The sequence below is a fragment of the Burkholderia sp. EMB26 genome (assembly GCF_024730645.1).
Taxonomy (GTDB): Bacteria; Pseudomonadota; Gammaproteobacteria; order Burkholderiales; family Burkholderiaceae; genus Burkholderia; species Burkholderia cenocepacia.
Genome location: NZ_CP078070.1, coordinates 671,670 through 688,029, shown reverse-complemented (window position 1 = coordinate 688,029; position 16,360 = coordinate 671,670). Strand labels below are relative to the sequence as shown.

The following is a 16,360-nucleotide window of genomic DNA, read 5'->3' as shown; positions in this document are numbered from 1 at the left end:
GCACGTGCGCGGGCCGACTGACGGCAAACCGCAACACGGGGCCTTTGGCCAGCGGAATCCGCTTTTTACCGCTCAGGGCTCGGTGATATGCTAGAAGCCGCATTGTACCGGGGTTCGCCCGGTTCGTTACCCCCTGCTTCAGTCTGCCGCCCCACGTAAAATGTGCCAACTCCTAGGAATGAACTGCGCCGCGCCGACGGACGTCACATTCTCCTTCACAGGTTTCGCGGCCCGGGGCGGGCTCACCGATCACCATGCCGACGGCTGGGGCATCGCGTTCTTCGAAGACAAGGCCTGCCGCCTCTTCATCGATCACCAGGCATCGGCCACGTCGCCGATCGCCGAAATGGTGAAGCGCTACCCGATCAAGTCCAAGAACACGATCGCGCACATCCGCAAGGCGACGCAGGGGCACATCCTGCTCGAGAACAGCCATCCGTTCATGCGCGAACTGTGGGGCCGGCACTGGATCTTCGCGCATAACGGCGACCTGCAGGACTACGCGCCGGACATGGACGGCAGCGTCTACCATCCGGTCGGCACGACCGACAGCGAACAGGCGTTCTGCGTGCTGATGCAGGGGTTGCGCGAAGCCTTTCCCGGCGCGCAGCCGCCGCTGCCGGAGCTGTTCGAGCGGGTCGGCGAACTGACGCGCGGCATCACCGATCACGGCGTGTTCAACTTCCTGATGTCGAACGGCCAGGCGCTCTTCGCGCACTGCTCGACGCGACTGCACTACCTCGTGCGGCGCTGGCCGTTCTCGACCGCGCATCTCGTCGACGAAGACCTGTCGATCGACTTCGCCAAATACACGACGCCCGAGGATCGCGTCGCGGTGATCGCGACACAGCCGCTCACCGACAACGAAGTCTGGACCGCGTTCGAGCCGGGCGAGCTGATCATGTTCCAGTGCGGCGACGTCGCCGCGCGGATGCGGATTCCGGTGCCCGAGCGCGTGCTCGAGAAGCTGCGCAACCCGTCACTCGACGCGTCGGCGTCCGCGCCGCGCGCGGTGGTTCGCGAAGCGCTCGCCACCGCGGCCGACGGCGATTCCGACGACGCGATCGATTTCTGACGCCCGGCGCGGCATCGGCTGCGCCCGCTTTCTGCTCATTTTCTGCTGGCTGCGCGGGCGTCATACCGCACTGTCGACGACGCGCGTCGTCGGCGCAAATCGCTCGGCTCCAGCCAATCGGGTTCCATTTTGAGCACCAGTCGGCGCAATCAATCGATGCCACGCAACATTCGCTTTATTTTATTAAATTACAAGCGAAAATAAATAAAAGATGCAGCAAACAAGATAATCACCAATCAAAACCAAAATCCCGGACCTGCATTTTAACGCGCCACGCCTGCCGGAACCGTGCGCTATCCCACCCACTCCGACCACCCTCCCGGATTCTCACACCCACCGCCCAAACCCGCCTCCACCATAGCTTTCGGTTCGATTACCCACACAAATCAAAAATACCACGCACTACGGTTCGCATCATTACAGTTTCCAGCTTATCGATAATCGACGCCCATTCGAATCAGTAGACTCCGCCCATCCACGGTGTAACTAAACACGATTGGCGCGACACGCAGCCATAGCCGCCGCACGCCCCTTCGGATTATTTCCCCACCGCGGAATGCGAATTCGCCGAATGGCGGCGAATGCCACGTCAAAAGAAGAAAGAGGGGTATGTCGTGAATCACTCATTTCGATCGATATGGAGCGAGGCCGCCGGCTGCTGGGTCGCGGTGGCGGAAACGACCCGGGCGCGCGGCAAGCGCTCGGGCAGCGCGTCGGGGGCAAGTCGCCGCACCGCGCACGAGGCAACGCGTCACGCCGTGCGCCGGTCGCCACTGCGGGTCGCGGCGCTCGGCGCCGCCCTGGCCGCGCTGTCGGTCGGCACCGTACACGCGTCGACCTGCGGCAACGGCGCCGCAATCGCGAGCGGCGGCACCTGCGTGCTCGACAGTTTCAACCCGACCGTCAACAACGACCTCGTCGGCGCCACGACCGTGTCGGGCGGCGACCGGGTCGGCCTGACGGGCGCCTGGACGGGCGCGACCGGCGACATGGGCTACACGCCGATGCCGCTCGCCAACACGTCCATCATTTCGGGCAACTCGAATCAGCCGTTGGTCACGCTCGGCGGCAAGACGCAAAGCGTCGGCACCCCCGATTCGATCACGGGCGGTCGCACGTCCGTCGCCACCTACGACTCGTCCGCGTTCGTGTCGTCGAACGCCGGCTCGACCGTCGTGCAGGTGTACCACGACGTGAACGGCGACCAGTACGTGAACACGCGGATCGGCACGGTCGCAAGCTCGGGCGGCACGCTCGACGTCTCGATCGGCAACGCGGCGAACGCGCCCGCGGCGACCGGCAACGTAATGACGATCGCGGCCAAGCAGAGCGATCTCACCTACGCGGACGGCACCGGCTCGGTCCCGAGCGTCATCAACTGGAATTCGCGCAACCAGATCTGGTTCATCACCGGCGACTATCTCGCGAGCGGCGGCCCCGTCGGCAGCATCCAGCTCGACGTGCCGACCTACGCCGGCACCTTCACCGCGTTCGACGGCAGCACGTGGACCGTCACCGATGCCGCGTCGCTCGCCGCGTACAACGACTTTCTCGTGCGTTCGGTCCGCAACGGCGCGCTCGGCTCGCAGACCGCCTACGACAACGCATTCGGCCAGGCCGTGACGCTCTCCCCGCAGACCTTCGAGTATGCGAACAACGTGTCGCCCGGCGACAAGAACGCGCTGCCCCGGAACTACCCGTCCGCGATGCACGGCACGGGCGCAAACGCGACGCTGCACATCGGCAAGGACGGCCAGATCGACTTCCGCGGCTCCAACACGATCGACGCGAGCGCGGCGGTCGTCGCGGAGAACGGTGCGCACTTCGTCAACGACGGGCGCCTGTCGGGCGACTTCACGCTGGTGCGCCTGCTGAGCGGCGCGAGCGGCGTCAACAACGGCACGATCTCATCCGGCTACACGGCCGGCGACAACGTCGACACGGGCACCGCCCGGCCCGACAACTTCGGGCTCGGCACGTATGTCGAAGGCAGCGGCGTGTATGCGAACGGCACGGGCACCACGTTCGTCAACAACGGCGTGATGAACGTCGGCGCGTGGGATCTCACCCGCAACCGGCTCGACCTGCAGAACTACGCGGTGGCCGCGACGGACGGCGCGCACGCGTCGAACGCCGGCACGATCAACGTCGGCGTCAACGCGACGACGCTGGACAGCCAGGTGATCGGCGGCCTCGTCGCCGGCGGCAGCTTCACGAACGAAGCCGGCGGCATGATCTATCTCGGCCGCGCCGCGCAGTACGACGTCGCCGCGCCCGAAGCCACGAACGACGTCGCGCTCGCCGCGCACGCGTACGGCATCCTGCTCGGCGCGTCGGGCACCGCGAGCAATCTCGGCACGATCGTGATCGGCACGCAGACCCAGAACGGCGCCGCGCTGGCGAGCATCGGCTCGACTTCCGGCACGCTGACCAACGCGGGCGCGATCGTCGTCAACGGCGCCGCGGCCGGCACGCCGCTCGCCAACGTCGGCATGCTGGCGGCCAACACCGCCGCGACCGTGACCAACACGGGCACGATCACGCTGAATGGCGTGAACGGCATCGGCATGATGGTCGTCGGCACCGGCACGAACGCGACGGCCGCGACGTCGACCGGCACGATCAACGTGGCCGGCGGCCTCGATCCGGCGTCGGGCACGCGCAACTATGGCGTCTGGGCCGAGGGGCCGCTCGCGAAGGCCACGCTCGACGGCGCGCTGAACCTGACGGGCGCGGGCGCGATCGGCGTGCATGCGCGTTCGGGCGCGACGATCGACGTCGGCGCGAACGCCGTGCCGGCCTTCATGTCCGGCACCAACCAGATCGGCTTCTACGCCTACGGCGCGGGCTCGAAAATCAACGTCGCCGGGCAGCACCTGAGCGTCGACACCGACGATTCGACGCTGTTCCGCGTCGCGGGTGGCGCGGCCTACACGGGTGCATCGACGGCCGGCGCGCTGACGACCGACGTCAACGGCCAGCGCTCGCGCGGCGTACTCGCAACCGACGCCGGCACCACGCTGTCGACCGGCAACGCGGTCTACGACGTCAACGGCGCGAACGGCATCGCGATCGCGGTCGAAGGCGGCGCGAAGGGCACGATCGACGCCGGCGCGACGATCAACCTGAACGCGGCCGGCGCGACCGCGGGCGTCGTCGACGGGCAGGCGCACGACCTCGCCGGCGCGAATGCCGGCGCGCCGGTCGCGACGACGCTGACCAACCACGCGGCCGTCACGTCGTCGACCGCCGGCGTGACCGGCTTCATCGCGCAGAATCTCGGCACGCTCGAGAACCGCAGCACGGTGCTGCTGACCGGCGCCGGCTCGACGGGCGTCGTGGCCGGCACGCTCGGCACGGTGAACAACGCGTCGACGATCCGCGTGACCAACGGCACCGGCGCGCTCGTGCAGGGTGCGTCGGCCACGCTCGCCAATGCGGGTTCGATCGAAGCCGACGACGGTGTCGCGGGCGTGCGTCTGACGGGGGCCGGCGCTTCGGTCGCGTTGTCGGGCGCCGGCACCGTCATCGCGAACGGCAACGCCGACGGCGTGCTGATCGACTCGACCGTCACGGGCGGCGGCATCGCGGCCGGCGCGACGTCGATTGCGGTCGGCGGCTCGGGCAGCGGGGTCCGCAACCTGGGTGCGAATGCAACGATCGCGCTGTCCGGCACGCAGGTCGCCACGACCGGCAACGGCGCCGACGGCCTCACGTCGACCGGCGCCGGCGCGCGCATCGCGACCGATGCGGCCACGGTCGTCCGCACGGCGGGGGCCGATGCGCGCGGCGTGTCCGTGTCGGGTGCCGATTCCGCGCTTACAGCCAATGGAACGACCATCGCGACGACCGGCGCGAACGCGCATGCGATCATCATGGACGGTGGCGCGACAGCCCTGCTGTCGGGCGCGAAAGTCACCGCGTCGGGCAACGCGGCCGACGGCATCGTCGCGCAAAACGGCGGCCGCATCGCCGATACGGGTTCGTCGCTCGCCAGCGCGGCCGGCAGCGGCGCCACCGCGAACAGCGGCGGCGTGCTCGCGTTGACCGGCACGGCGCTCACGGGCGCGACGGCCGGCGTGCTGACGTCGGACACGCTCGCGAACGGCGCGACCAGCTCGGTGCTCGTCGACGGCGGCAGCGTGACGTCCGCCACCGGGCCGGCGTTCGCCGCGCGCGGGAGCACGGCCGACATCGCGGTGCGCAACGGCACGGTCGTGACGGCCGGCAATGGCACGCTGCTGAATCTCGCGAACGGCAGCAACGTCACGTTCAGCACATCGGCGGTCAACCTCGCGGGCGACATCGTGTCGGACGCGTCGAGCACCGGCAACGTGTTCCTCGCGAACGGCACCACGCTGACCGGCAAGATCGACCCGGTCGCACTGACCGTCGACGGCACGAGCACGTGGCGCATGACGGGCAGCTCGGTGCTGAGCAGCCTGACCAACGCGGGCCTCGTCGCGTTCGCCGCGCCGACCGGCTCGCCGACGCTGACGGGCAGCTACAAGACGCTGACGACCGGCGGCTACGTCGGCAACGGCGGCACGATCGCGCTGAACACGTATCTCGGCGCCGACGCATCGCCGACCGACCGGCTGATCGTGAACGGCGGCGCGGCGACCGGCACGACCGGCCTGAAGATCGCCAACACGGCCGGCGCCGGCGCGCAGACGACCGGCGACGGGATTGCCGTGGTCGTCACGGCCAACGGCGGCACGACCACCGCGTCGGCGTTCCATCTCGCCGGCCCGGTACAGGCCGGCGCGTACGAATACCGGCTCTATCGCGGCGGGCAAGGCGATGCGAACGGCTGGTACCTGCGTTCGCAGCTCGACCCGACCGACCCGGTCGACCCGATCCACCCGTCCGGCGGCGGCGACGGCGGCAGCAACGGGAATGGAAACGGCAACGGCAACGGCGGCGCGCTCGCGTATCGTCCGGGCGTCTCCGGCTACGCGATGACGCCGCTGCTGAACGCAGACTACGGCTTCTCGACGCTCGGCAGGCTGCACGAGCGCGTCGGCGACCTCTACAACGTCGAGAAGCAACAGCCCGGCAATCGCGACGGCGTGTGGGGGCGCATCGGCGGCCAGAGTCTCGATGCGAACGCGGGTCGCTTCTCGGCCGACGAACGCACGTTCTTCGCGCAGTTCGGCAAGGACTGGACCCTCGACCAGGCACCGGGCGGCGCCGGCAGCACGCATGCGGGCGTGACGGCCAGCATCGGCGTGTCGAATGCGAGCTTCAGCGACATGGCGCGCGCCGGCTCGCCGAACCTGTCGACGTCGACGGGCTCGGTCGAGATGCATGCACAGAGCGTCGGCGGCTACTGGACCCGCTACCTGTCCGACGGCACCTACTTCGACAGCGTCGGGCAGGTCACGCACTACGGCAACCGCTATCGCGACAGCTACGGCAACGAAGCGTCGCAGAACGGCTTCGGCGTCGCGCTGTCGCAGGAAGTCGGCAAGCCGTTCGCGATCGGCACGTTCCCCGTCGCGATCGAGCCGCAGGCGCAGCTGATGTATCAATACCTGAAGCTGAACGGGTTCAACGACAACGTGTCGGCCGTATCGGGCACGACGACGAATGCGCTGCGCGGCCGCGTCGGCGTGCGCATCTTCCGGCCGAACCTCCAGTCGGACGCGGGCGGCGGCGCCGCGACGCCGTACTTCACGGCCGACGTGCTGCACGACTTCCTGTCGCCGGGGCAGACCGTCGTCGGCGGCACGCCGTTCGCCACGCATCTCGGGCGCACCTGGTACGAGCTCGGCGTCGGCGTGACCGCCGGCTTCGGCAAGTCGGGCGAGCTGTACGCGAACGCGAAGATCGCGCGCAACATCGGCGGTGACTACCGGCGCGGGATCGTCGGGCAGGTCGGCTACCGGTACAGCTGGTAACGCCCGGCGGCGGACGAAAAAAAACCGCCCGGCTGCCTGCCGGGCGGTTTTCGCATGGTCGCGCGCCAAAACGCGCGAACACTCATCAGTGCAGGATCTTCGCGAGGAAGTCCTTCGCGCGTTCCGATTTCGGATTCGAGAAGAAATCGTCCTTGCGGTCGTCCTCGACGATCGCGCCCTTGTCCATGAAGATCACGCGATGCGCGACCTTCTTCGCGAAGCCCATCTCGTGCGTGACGACCATCATCGTCATCCCTTCCTGCGCGAGTTCGACCATCACGTCGAGCACTTCGTTGATCATCTCGGGATCGAGCGCGGACGTCGGCTCGTCGAACAGCATCGCGATCGGGTCCATCGACAGCGCGCGCGCGATCGCGACACGCTGCTGCTGGCCGCCCGACAACTGGCCCGGATACTTGTGCGCATGCGCCTTCAGGCCGACGCGATCGAGCAGCTTCATGCCCTTCTCCGCCGCTTCGTCCTTGCCGCGGCCGAGCACCTTGATCTGCGCGAGCGTCAGGTTCTCGGTGATCGACAGGTGCGGGAACAGCTCGAAATGCTGGAACACCATCCCGACCTTCGAGCGCAGCTTCGACAGGTTCGTCTTCTTGTCGCCGACCGACTGGCCGTTCACGAGGATCTCGCCCTGCTGGAACGGCTCCAGGCCGTTCACGGTCTTGATCAGCGTCGACTTGCCCGAGCCCGACGGCCCGCACACGACGACCACCTCGCCTTTCTTGACCTCGGTCGTGCATTCGGTGAGGACCTGAAACTGGCCGTACCACTTCGAAACGTTCTTGATGGAAATCATCTTGTGACCTTTTTCTGGAGACCCTTGACGAGAGCAGACGCCAACGAGCAAATCACGAAATAGCATGCGCCGGCGAACAGGACCATCTCGACGGTCGTGCCGTCGCGATCGCCGATGTTGGCGGCCGTGCGGAAGAAGTCCGCGAGACTGATCACGTACACGAGCGACGTATCCTGGAACAGGACGATCGCCTGCGTGAGCAGCAGCGGCACCATCGCGCGGAACGCCTGCGGCAGGATCACGAGGCGCATCGCCTGCGCGTAGTTCATGCCGAGCGCGAACGCGGCATTCACCTGCCCGCGCGGCACCGCCTGGATGCCGGCGCGGATGATCTCGGAATAATACGCGGCTTCGAACAACGAGAACGCGACCATCGCCGAGGCAAGGCGGATGTCGATCGTCGGCGACAGCCCGAGCACGCCCTGCAGCACCTGCGGCACGATCAGGAAGAACCACAGCAGCACCATCACGAGCGGGATCGAGCGGAACACCGTCACGTACGCCTTCGCGAACCATGCGAGCGGCTTGACGCCGGACAGCCGCAGCAGCGCCAGCAGCGTGCCCCAGACGATCCCGACCACGATCGCGATCAGCGTGATCTTGAACGTGACGACCGCCCCCGACCACAGCGTCGGCAGCGCGCCGGGAATACTACTCCAGTCGAACTGATGCATCACTTGCCTCCGATATAGCCGGGCAGCCGCGTACGGCCTTCGATCCAGCGCATGAACGCCATCACGACGAGGTTGATCAGCACGTAGGCGAGCGTGACCGCGATGAACGACTCGTAGGTCTGCGCGGTGTAGTCGACGAGCTGGCGCGCCTGCGCGGACAGGTCGAGCAGACCGATCGTCGACGCGACGGCGGAATTCTTGAAGATGTTCAGGAATTCCGACGTGAGCGGCGGCACGATGATCCGGTATGCCACGGGCAGCAGCACGTAGCGATACGTCTGCCATTGCGTGAAACCCATCGCGAGGCCGGCCGCGCGCTGGCCCTTCGGCAGCGCGTTGATCCCCGAACGCACCTGTTCGCACACGCGTGCGCCCGTGAACAGGCCGAGACAGACGATCGACGCGGTAAAGAACTGCGTGGTCGGCGGCAACTGCTTGATCCAGGTGCCGATCGACGCAGGCAGCAACTCGGGTATCACGAGATACCAGACGAAGAACTGCACGATCAGCGGAATGTTCCGGAAGATCGACACGTACACGGTACCGATCGCGGACAGCCATTTGTTCGGCACGGTGCGCAGCACGCCGAACAGCGACCCGACGATCAGCGCGATGACCCAGGCGACGAGCGACACTTCGATCGTCACCCAGAAGCCGGACATCAGCCATCCGAAATAAGTCGTCGGCTCGCCGGTCGACACGGGGCTCAGAAAGATGCCCCAGTTCCAGTGGTAAGACATGGGCAAGACTCCAGCAAAAAGAAACGGAAGAAGCGTGGCCTCTTCCGTTTCAGTAGCGTCATTTCTGCATCAACGGCCGTGTGGTCAGTCGAGCGCCTTGTCGTTCGGGTTCGCGTACAGCTTCTTCATCGAATCGGACAGCGGGAAGTTCAGGTTCAGCCCCTTCGGCGGGATCGGGTTCTCGAACCACTTCGCGTAGATCTTCGCGGCTTCGCCCGACTTCTCGACTTGCGAGATCGCGTCGTCGACGACCTTCTTGAAGTCGGCGTCGCCCTTGCGCATCATGCAGCCGTAAGCCTCTTCCGATTGCGGCGTGCCGACGATCACCCATTCGCCCGGCTGCTTCGCCTTCGCGCGCTCGCCCGCGAGCAGCGCGTCATCCATCATGAATGCGACCGCGCGGCCCGATTCCAGCGTGTTGAACGAGTCGCCGTGATCCTTCGCGCTGATGATGTTCATGCCGAGCTGCTTGTCGTTGTTCATCTTGCGCAGCAGGCGCTCCGACGTCGTGCCGGCCGTCGTCACGACCGTCTTGCCCTTCAGGTCGGCGAAATCCTTGACGCCCGAATCCTTCTTCGTCATCAGGCGCGTGCCGATCACGAAGATCGTGTCGGAGAACGCAGCCTGCTGCTGGCGCTCGAGGTTGTTGGTCGTCGAGCCGCACTCGATGTCGACCGTGCCGTTCTGCACCAGCGGAATACGGTTCTGCGACGTGACGGGGATGTTCTTCACCTGCAGGTTCGGCAGGTTCAGCTTCTTCTTCACCGCGTCGACCACCTTCAGCTGGAACTCGCGCGAATAGCCGACCACCTGCTGGTTCTGGTCGTAATAGGAGAACGGAATCGACGATTCGCGGTGGCCCAGCGCGATCACGCCCGTGTCCTTGATCTTCTTCAGCGTGCCCGTCTCCTGAGCATGCGCGCCGCTTGCGAACGCGCAAAGCGCCGCGACCGTCAGGACTGCCTTGTGGAATTTCATTTTGGTCATCTCCTTGGCTAAAACCCGCGCCAGTGTATCAAAGTAATATTTTTGAAAGTACTGGTTGTTTACCGCACTACGAATCGCCCTGTGCGAAGCCTTCCTCCAGGCTTCGGGCGCTCCGAATGCGCGCGCGGGCGATGCCGGATCCGGCACCGCCCGCGAGGGTTCATATCCGCAATCGGGTGGATTGCGTCATGAATCGATCATAGTCGACGATTAGGGACGCCCGGTTAGGGACGCCCGATCAGGGGTAGAGGCCGCGCATTTCGCGCGCCATCAGGATGCGCTTGCACGCGACGATGAACGCCGCCGTACGCACCGTCACCTTGTGCTCTTCCGCGACCGCCCACACGCCGGCGAACGCTTCGCGCATCACGCGCTCGAGACGATGGTTGATCTCGTCTTCCGTCCAGAAGAAGCTCGAGAAATCCTGCACCCACTCGAAGTACGACACGGTCACGCCGCCCGCGTTCGCGATCACGTCGGGGATCACCAGCACGCCGTTCGCGCTCAGGATGTCGTCCGCCGCCGTCGTCGTCGGGCCGTTCGCGCCTTCGACGATGATCTTCGTGCGGATCTTCGCCGCGTTCTTCTCGGTGATCTGGTTTTCCAGTGCCGCCGGGATCAGGATGTCGGTCTCGACCGTCCAGAACTCGTCGTTCGGCATCGGCTCGGCGCCTTCGAAGCCCGCGACGCCGCCCGTGCGTGCGACGTGGTCGAGCAGCTTGTTCGAATCGAGGCCGGCCGGCTGGTAGATCGTGCCCGTGTGATCCTGCACCGCGATCACCTTCGCACCCGCTTCCTGGAACAGCTTCGCCGCGATGCCGCCGACGTTGCCGAAGCCCTGCACCGCGATGCGCGCGCCTTCGATCTCGAGGCCCTTCTTCTTCGCCGCTTCCGAACCGACGACGAACACGCCCCGGCCCGTTGCTTCCTTGCGGCCGAGCGAACCGCCGAGCGAGATCGGCTTGCCGGTCACGACGCCGGTCGACGTCTGGCCCTGGTTCATCGAGTACGTGTCCATCATCCACGCCATCACCTGTTCGTTGGTGTTGACGTCCGGTGCCGGAATGTCGGTGTTCGGCCCGATGATGATGCCGATTTCGCTGGTGTAGCGGCGCGTCACGCGCTCGAGCTCACCACGCGACAGCTTGCGCGGGTCGACGCGGATGCCGCCCTTCGCACCGCCGTACGGCACGTTCACGGCCGCGTTCTTCACCGACATCCATGCCGACAGCGCCATCACTTCCGACAGCGTCACGTCCTGGTGGTAGCGCACGCCGCCCTTGCCCGGGCCGCGCGACACGTTGTGCTGCACGCGATAGCCTTCGAAGTGCGCGACGGTGCCGTTGTCGAGCTCGATCGGGCAGTCGACGATCAGGATGCGCTTCGGGCGCTTCAGCGTTTCGAGCCAGCGCGACAGCGAACCGAGGTACGGCGCGACGCGATCGACCTGCTGAAGGTAGTTGCCCCACGGGCCGAGATCGTCGGCGTGCAGGTAGGACGGGATGGACTGCTGTTGCGAAGACATGGATGCTCCAACGTTCAACGGATTGCGCACATTGTCGAAAAACCCGTTTTTTTTATCCAATGCCGTTTGTTTATTCGATTATGCGTTTCTTGCATGATCGCGATTTTTCGCAAATCCGCGGTCGATTTGCGCAAGAACGGCCGCGATCGGCCGTGCATCGCGTTCGCGAAAAATCGGATGGCGTGGATGCATGCCGCCCGCCGGACCGCCGTCCGACAGGCGCCGCAAGGCCGCCGTTGGCCGGCCGGGCCCGGTTGGCGGATTAACCGCCGGCGGTTAATCCGCCGTGTCGCCGGCTGTGTCGCGCAGTTCGTCACGCACGACGTCCCACAGTGCGCGCACCAGTTTCTGCCGCGGCTCGTCGCCCTGCAGCGCGAGCTTGTCGCAGTACAGCCGGATCTCCATCGTCAGCGTGAACGGATGCGCGCCGCGCGCCGACCGGTCGAGCCGGATCAGCCGGCCGCCCGCGACCGCATCGTCGACCGCGCTGTGCGGCAGGAACGCGACGCCGTGCCCCGCGAGCGCCATCGCCTTCAGCCCTTCGGCCATGTCGGTTTCGTACACGCGATCGAGGAACAGCCGGGTCGGCGCATTCGCGATGATGACTTCGGTCATCCGGCCGAGATACGCGTTCGGCGTATACGACAGGTACGGCACGCGCGCGTCGGCCGCGCCCGGCAGCGTATGGCGCGGCCGGCCCGCGCGGCCGGGCGCCGAGAACGGGCTGATCGGCTCGCTGCCGAGGATCAGCATGTCGTAGCGCGCCGGGTCGAGCGCGACCGGGTGGCTCGGGTGGTGGTAGCCCATCACGAGATCGCAGCCGCCCTCGACGAGCGACAGCACCGCGTCGTGCACGTTCAGCGCGCGCAGCCGCGTGTGAACCTGGCCCATCTTCGCCTCGATCCGCTGCAGCCAGCGCGGGAAATACGTGAGCGACAGCGTGTGCGGCACCGCGAATTCGATCGTCGGCACCGGCGCGCCGACGTGGCCACGCAGCAGCGTGCGCGCCTCGTGCGCCTGCGACAGCATCGTCAGCGCCTGCTCGTAGAAGATCTGTCCGGCCTGCGTGAGCCGCGTCGGATAGACCGACCGATCGATCAGCTCGGTCGCGAGCCACGCCTCGAGCGCCTGGATACGCCGCGAAAACGCCGGCTGCGACACGTGCCGCAGCTCGGCGGACCGGCTAAAGCTGCGCGTTTCCGCGAGGGAGACGAAGTCTTCGAGCCATTTCAGTTCCATGCAGGCGGGCGGCGGTCGGGAAGAAGCCTGCATTCTACCGGCGGGCGGACCCGGCCGGCGGTGTCGAGCGCGGCCCGGCGAGCCGGCGCGGGCGCCCGCCGGCCGGCCATTGGCGCGTCGCTGCGGCGCCGCCCGGGCGTCGCGCGCCCGCGGCCACCGCGGCCGGACCGGTTCGGCCGGGATCGGCCCGCGCCAATGGTAAAATGCCGGATTCTCCTTCCCCTCGCTCGACCCGGCCCCAAGGCCCGCCCGATCATGTCCGACACTCGTCCCGATACGCTTTTCGCCCTCACCGCGCTCTCGCCCATCGACGGCCGCTACGCCAGCAAGACCGAAGCGCTGCGCGACTGGCTCTCCGAAGCCGCTTTCATGCGCCACCGCGTCACCGTCGAGGTGCACTGGCTGATCGCGCTGTCGCGCGCCGGCTTCGCGGAAGTCCCGCGCTTCTCCGATGCGTCGGAACAGTTCCTGCTGCAGCTCGCCGAGCGCTTCACCGCGCACGACGCCGCGCGCATCAAGGAAATCGAGCGCGTGACGAATCACGACGTGAAGGCCGTCGAATACTGGCTGAAGGAATCGGTGAAGGGCCAGGCCGAACTCGAGAAGGCGAGCGAATTCATCCACTTCGCGTGCACGTCCGAGGACATCAACAACACGTCGCACGGGATGATGCTCGCCGGCGCGCGCGAACACGTGATCCTGCCGGCGCTGCGCACGGTCTACCAGCGCCTCGTCGCGCTCGCGCACGCCCACGCCGAACAGCCGATGCTGTCGCGCACGCACGGCCAGCCGGCCAGCCCGACGACGCTCGGCAAGGAACTCGCGAACGTCGCGGCCCGCCTCGCCCGCGCGATCACGCGCATCGAGAAGGTCGAGATCCTCGGCAAGATGAACGGCGCGGTCGGCAACTTCAACGCGCACCTGTCCGCGTATCCGGAATTCGACTGGGAAGCGTTCTCGCGCGACGTGATCGAAAACCGCCTGAAGCTCACGTTCAACCCGTACACGATCCAGATCGAGCCGCACGACTACATGGCCGAACTGTTCGACGCGGTCGCCCGCGCGAACACGATCCTGCTCGACCTCGACCGCGACGTGTGGGGCTACATCTCGGTCGGCTACTTCAAGCAGAAGACGAAAGCCGGCGAAATCGGCTCGTCGACGATGCCGCACAAGGTCAACCCGATCGACTTCGAGAACTCGGAAGGCAACCTCGGCCTCGCGAACGCGACGCTGCGCCACCTCGCCGACAAGCTGCCGGTATCGCGCTGGCAGCGCGACCTGACCGACTCGACGGTGCTGCGCAACATGGGCGTCGCGCTCGGCTACTCGCTGCTCGCGTACGACTCGCTGATCCGCGGCCTCGACAAGCTCGAAGTGAACCCGCAGCGCCTGAACGAAGATCTCGACAACTGCTGGGAAGTGCTCGCCGAGCCGGTGCAGACGGTGATGCGCCGCTACGGCATCGAGAACCCGTACGAGCAACTGAAGGAGCTGACGCGCGGCAAGGGCATCACGCGCGAGGCGCTGCAGGAATTCGTCGGCACGCTGGCGATCCCGCAGGATGCGAAGGAGCGCCTGCTCGCGATGACGCCGGCGTCTTACATCGGCAAGGCCGTCGAACTCGCGAAGCGGATCGCGTAAGCGCCGCCGCCTGACGAAAAAAAGCCCGATGCGAGCAATCGCATCGGGCTTTTTGCTTGTCGAACGATCAGAACGAAATCATCCGCCCCGGGTTGAGCGCGCTCATCACGCTCATCGCCGCCTTCGCGGCCGGAATCGCGATCGGCGACAACTGCCGGCCAAGCGGAATCGCGCGATGGTCGATGCCCGTGAGCATCGAGAAATCGTCGTTGCGACCGACGAAATCGTCGCAGATCGCCTTGCCGATCCGCACCGTCTGCGCGACGCCGTGCCCGCTCCAGCCCTGCACCATGTACATCGGCACGCGGCCGTCGGTCTTGCGGCTGTCGGTGGCGCCGTTCAGCGTGAAGTCGCTGACGCCGCTCCAGCAGTAGTCGAGCGCGAAGCGGCCGTCGTGCTGCGGAAACACCGTGTTCAGCCGCGTCAGCAGATACGCGTTGACGTCGGGCTGCGCCCAGCAGGTGCCGGTGCCCTGCCCGCCGAACAGCAGCCGGTTGCCGCGCACCGGCCGGTAGTAGTCGATCTGGAACTGCGTGTCGTACACCGGCATCCCGGCCGGCATCAGCGTCGCAACGTCGACGTCGAGCGGCGCCGTCACGCTCACGTAGGTGAAGAACGGCACGGTGGTCGCCGCGCCGTCGTCGAGCAGCCGGAACGTCGTGTTGTGCAGCGCGAGCACGACGCCGCGACGCGCGGTGATCGTGCCGCCCGGCGTCGTCGCGACGACGCCCGCTGGCGTCTCGTCGAGCTCGAGCACTTCGGTGCCCTCGTACAGCGCGCCGCCGTTCAGCCGGAAGCCGTGCACGAGGCCGCGCACCAGCGCGAGCGGATGGATCTGCCCGCCGATCGCGTCGATCGCCGCGCCGTGGTACAGCCCCGAGCGCACGTATTCGTCGTGCAGCTGATGGCGGCCGACGAGCGTCACGCCCGCATCGCCGAGATGACGGCGCGCATCCGCGCCGTCGAGCAGCGCGCTCATGTGGCCGGGGTGAACCGCCGCCGTCACGTGGCCGCGCTTGCGGTCGAGATCGAGCGCGTAACGCGCGCCGATCTCGTCGATCAGGTCCATCGACTCGGCCGACGCGAAGCGCCACAGCCGCTTCGCGTCGTCGTGCGCCAGGTGGTCGATCATGTCGGCGGCTTCCCAGCGCGCGAGGCCGGGCGTCAGCTGGCCGCCGTTGCGGCCCGACGCGGCCGAACCGACGTGATGCTTGTCGACGAGGATCGTGTCGACGCCCGCTTGCGCGAGATGCAGCGCGGCCGACGCGCCGAGCAAGCCCGCGCCGATCACGAGCACGTCGCACACGATGTCATGCGCGAGCGGCGCGCTGTTTTCATGGCGCGACAGCGACGCTTCGTACCAGTTCGCCGGATGCTCGCCGTCGTAGCGGGCCGGATCGCACCAGTTCCAGTTGTCTTTTTCGATGTTCAGTTGCGTTTGCTCGAAACGCGCTTCTCCCTGGATCAGGGGTTTGTTGTTGGACGTCATGATTGCACTTGCATGGTCTTGGGCCGCCTGTCGATGAGCCTGCTGGCTTCGCGGGTGGGGGCAGCCGGTTCCACATGGGTGTCAACGAGAAAGGGGGCGCGATGGCCCGTGTTGACGGCGGGCACGCTCGTGCCGCCTGGATCCCGGACTGTGCGAAAGCACGTATTGAAAGGTGCCGGGACACCCAATTTCTACACCGCAGAAATAATTCTACAGTGTAGAATAAGCTTTCGTCAAGTTTACAACTGGCGCCGTGCCGGCCTGCCAGCCCGT

General features: G+C 66.7%; 10 protein-coding genes. 3 read left to right on the top strand and 7 right to left on the bottom strand.

What is annotated here, in order from left to right; genetic code table 11:
• Positions 1 to 160 precede the first annotated feature (160 nt).
• Together KU887_RS03295 and KU887_RS03290 are read left to right on the top strand one after the other, a co-directional pair.
• Positions 161 to 1,075 carry a class II glutamine amidotransferase gene (locus KU887_RS03295; protein ID WP_258254462.1) on the top strand — a complete coding sequence of 305 codons (915 nt, stop codon included), beginning with the start codon at positions 161 to 163 and terminating at the stop codon, positions 1,073 to 1,075.
• A gap of 614 nt (positions 1,076 to 1,689) precedes the next feature.
• Complete coding sequence (locus KU887_RS03290) at positions 1,690 to 6,978, top strand: autotransporter outer membrane beta-barrel domain-containing protein (RefSeq protein ID WP_258254461.1); 5,289 nt, start codon at positions 1,690 to 1,692, stop codon at positions 6,976 to 6,978.
• Between the two features lie 85 nt (positions 6,979 to 7,063).
• On the opposite strand, the gene KU887_RS03285 is transcribed toward KU887_RS03290, so the two are convergent.
• The 6 genes from KU887_RS03285 to KU887_RS03260 all read right to left on the bottom strand — a co-directional run bounded on the left by KU887_RS03285 (position 7,064) and on the right by KU887_RS03260 (position 12,954).
• The gene (locus KU887_RS03285; protein ID WP_006492344.1) at positions 7,064 to 7,789 is read right to left on the bottom strand and encodes an amino acid ABC transporter ATP-binding protein; all 726 of its coding nucleotides are present in this window, start codon (positions 7,787 to 7,789) and stop codon (positions 7,064 to 7,066) included.
• The gene (gltK, locus tag KU887_RS03280; protein ID WP_006483854.1) at positions 7,786 to 8,463 is read right to left on the bottom strand and encodes a glutamate/aspartate ABC transporter permease GltK; all 678 of its coding nucleotides are present in this window, start codon (positions 8,461 to 8,463) and stop codon (positions 7,786 to 7,788) included. Before gltK ends, KU887_RS03285 begins: the two co-directional genes overlap by 4 nt.
• Entirely contained in the window at positions 8,463 to 9,203 is a 741-nt protein-coding gene (locus KU887_RS03275) for an amino acid ABC transporter permease (protein WP_006483858.1), read from the bottom strand. The genes gltK and KU887_RS03275 overlap by 1 nt, the downstream gene beginning before the upstream one ends.
• An 84-nt stretch (positions 9,204 to 9,287) precedes the next feature.
• Positions 9,288 to 10,181, bottom strand: a complete 894-nt coding sequence (locus tag KU887_RS03270; RefSeq protein WP_006483860.1) for a glutamate/aspartate ABC transporter substrate-binding protein — start codon at positions 10,179 to 10,181, stop codon at positions 9,288 to 9,290.
• Between the two features lie 247 nt (positions 10,182 to 10,428).
• A complete protein-coding gene (locus KU887_RS03265; RefSeq protein ID WP_006483853.1) occupies positions 10,429 to 11,715 on the bottom strand; it encodes a Glu/Leu/Phe/Val dehydrogenase in 1,287 nt (428 codons plus the stop codon).
• A gap of 276 nt (positions 11,716 to 11,991) precedes the next feature.
• Positions 11,992 to 12,954, bottom strand: coding sequence for a LysR substrate-binding domain-containing protein (locus KU887_RS03260; RefSeq protein WP_006483851.1), 963 nt, complete (start codon positions 12,952 to 12,954; stop codon positions 11,992 to 11,994).
• A gap of 255 nt (positions 12,955 to 13,209) precedes the next feature.
• Here KU887_RS03260 and purB point away from each other — a divergent pair, with 255 nt between their 5' ends.
• Positions 13,210 to 14,598: an adenylosuccinate lyase gene (purB, locus tag KU887_RS03255; protein WP_006483408.1), complete on the top strand. Its 1,389-nt coding sequence runs from the start codon at positions 13,210 to 13,212 to the stop codon at positions 14,596 to 14,598.
• Between the two features lie 67 nt (positions 14,599 to 14,665).
• Here purB and KU887_RS03250 read toward each other — a convergent pair whose 3' ends face one another.
• Positions 14,666 to 16,087: an FAD-binding oxidoreductase gene (locus tag KU887_RS03250; RefSeq protein WP_048989326.1), complete on the bottom strand. Its 1,422-nt coding sequence runs from the start codon at positions 16,085 to 16,087 to the stop codon at positions 14,666 to 14,668.
• Positions 16,088 to 16,360: the final 273 nt, after the last annotated feature.

Bases quoted from the DNA above. Each gene is read 5' to 3' on its own strand.
- KU887_RS03295 (WP_258254462.1), top strand. From the start codon at position 161: ATGTGCCAACTCCTAGGAATGAACTGCGCCGCGCCGACGGACGTCACA.
- KU887_RS03285 (WP_006492344.1), bottom strand. From the start codon at position 7,789: ATGATTTCCATCAAGAACGTTTCGAAGTGGTACGGCCAGTTTCAGGTC.
- gltK (WP_006483854.1), bottom strand. From the start codon at position 8,463: ATGCATCAGTTCGACTGGAGTAGTATTCCCGGCGCGCTGCCGACGCTG.
- KU887_RS03275 (WP_006483858.1), bottom strand. From the start codon at position 9,203: ATGTCTTACCACTGGAACTGGGGCATCTTTCTGAGCCCCGTGTCGACC.
- KU887_RS03270 (WP_006483860.1), bottom strand. From the start codon at position 10,181: ATGAAATTCCACAAGGCAGTCCTGACGGTCGCGGCGCTTTGCGCGTTC.
- KU887_RS03265 (WP_006483853.1), bottom strand. From the start codon at position 11,715: ATGTCTTCGCAACAGCAGTCCATCCCGTCCTACCTGCACGCCGACGAT.
- KU887_RS03260 (WP_006483851.1), bottom strand. From the start codon at position 12,954: ATGGAACTGAAATGGCTCGAAGACTTCGTCTCCCTCGCGGAAACGCGC.
- purB (WP_006483408.1), top strand. From the start codon at position 13,210: ATGTCCGACACTCGTCCCGATACGCTTTTCGCCCTCACCGCGCTCTCG.
- KU887_RS03250 (WP_048989326.1), bottom strand. From the start codon at position 16,087: ATGACGTCCAACAACAAACCCCTGATCCAGGGAGAAGCGCGTTTCGAG.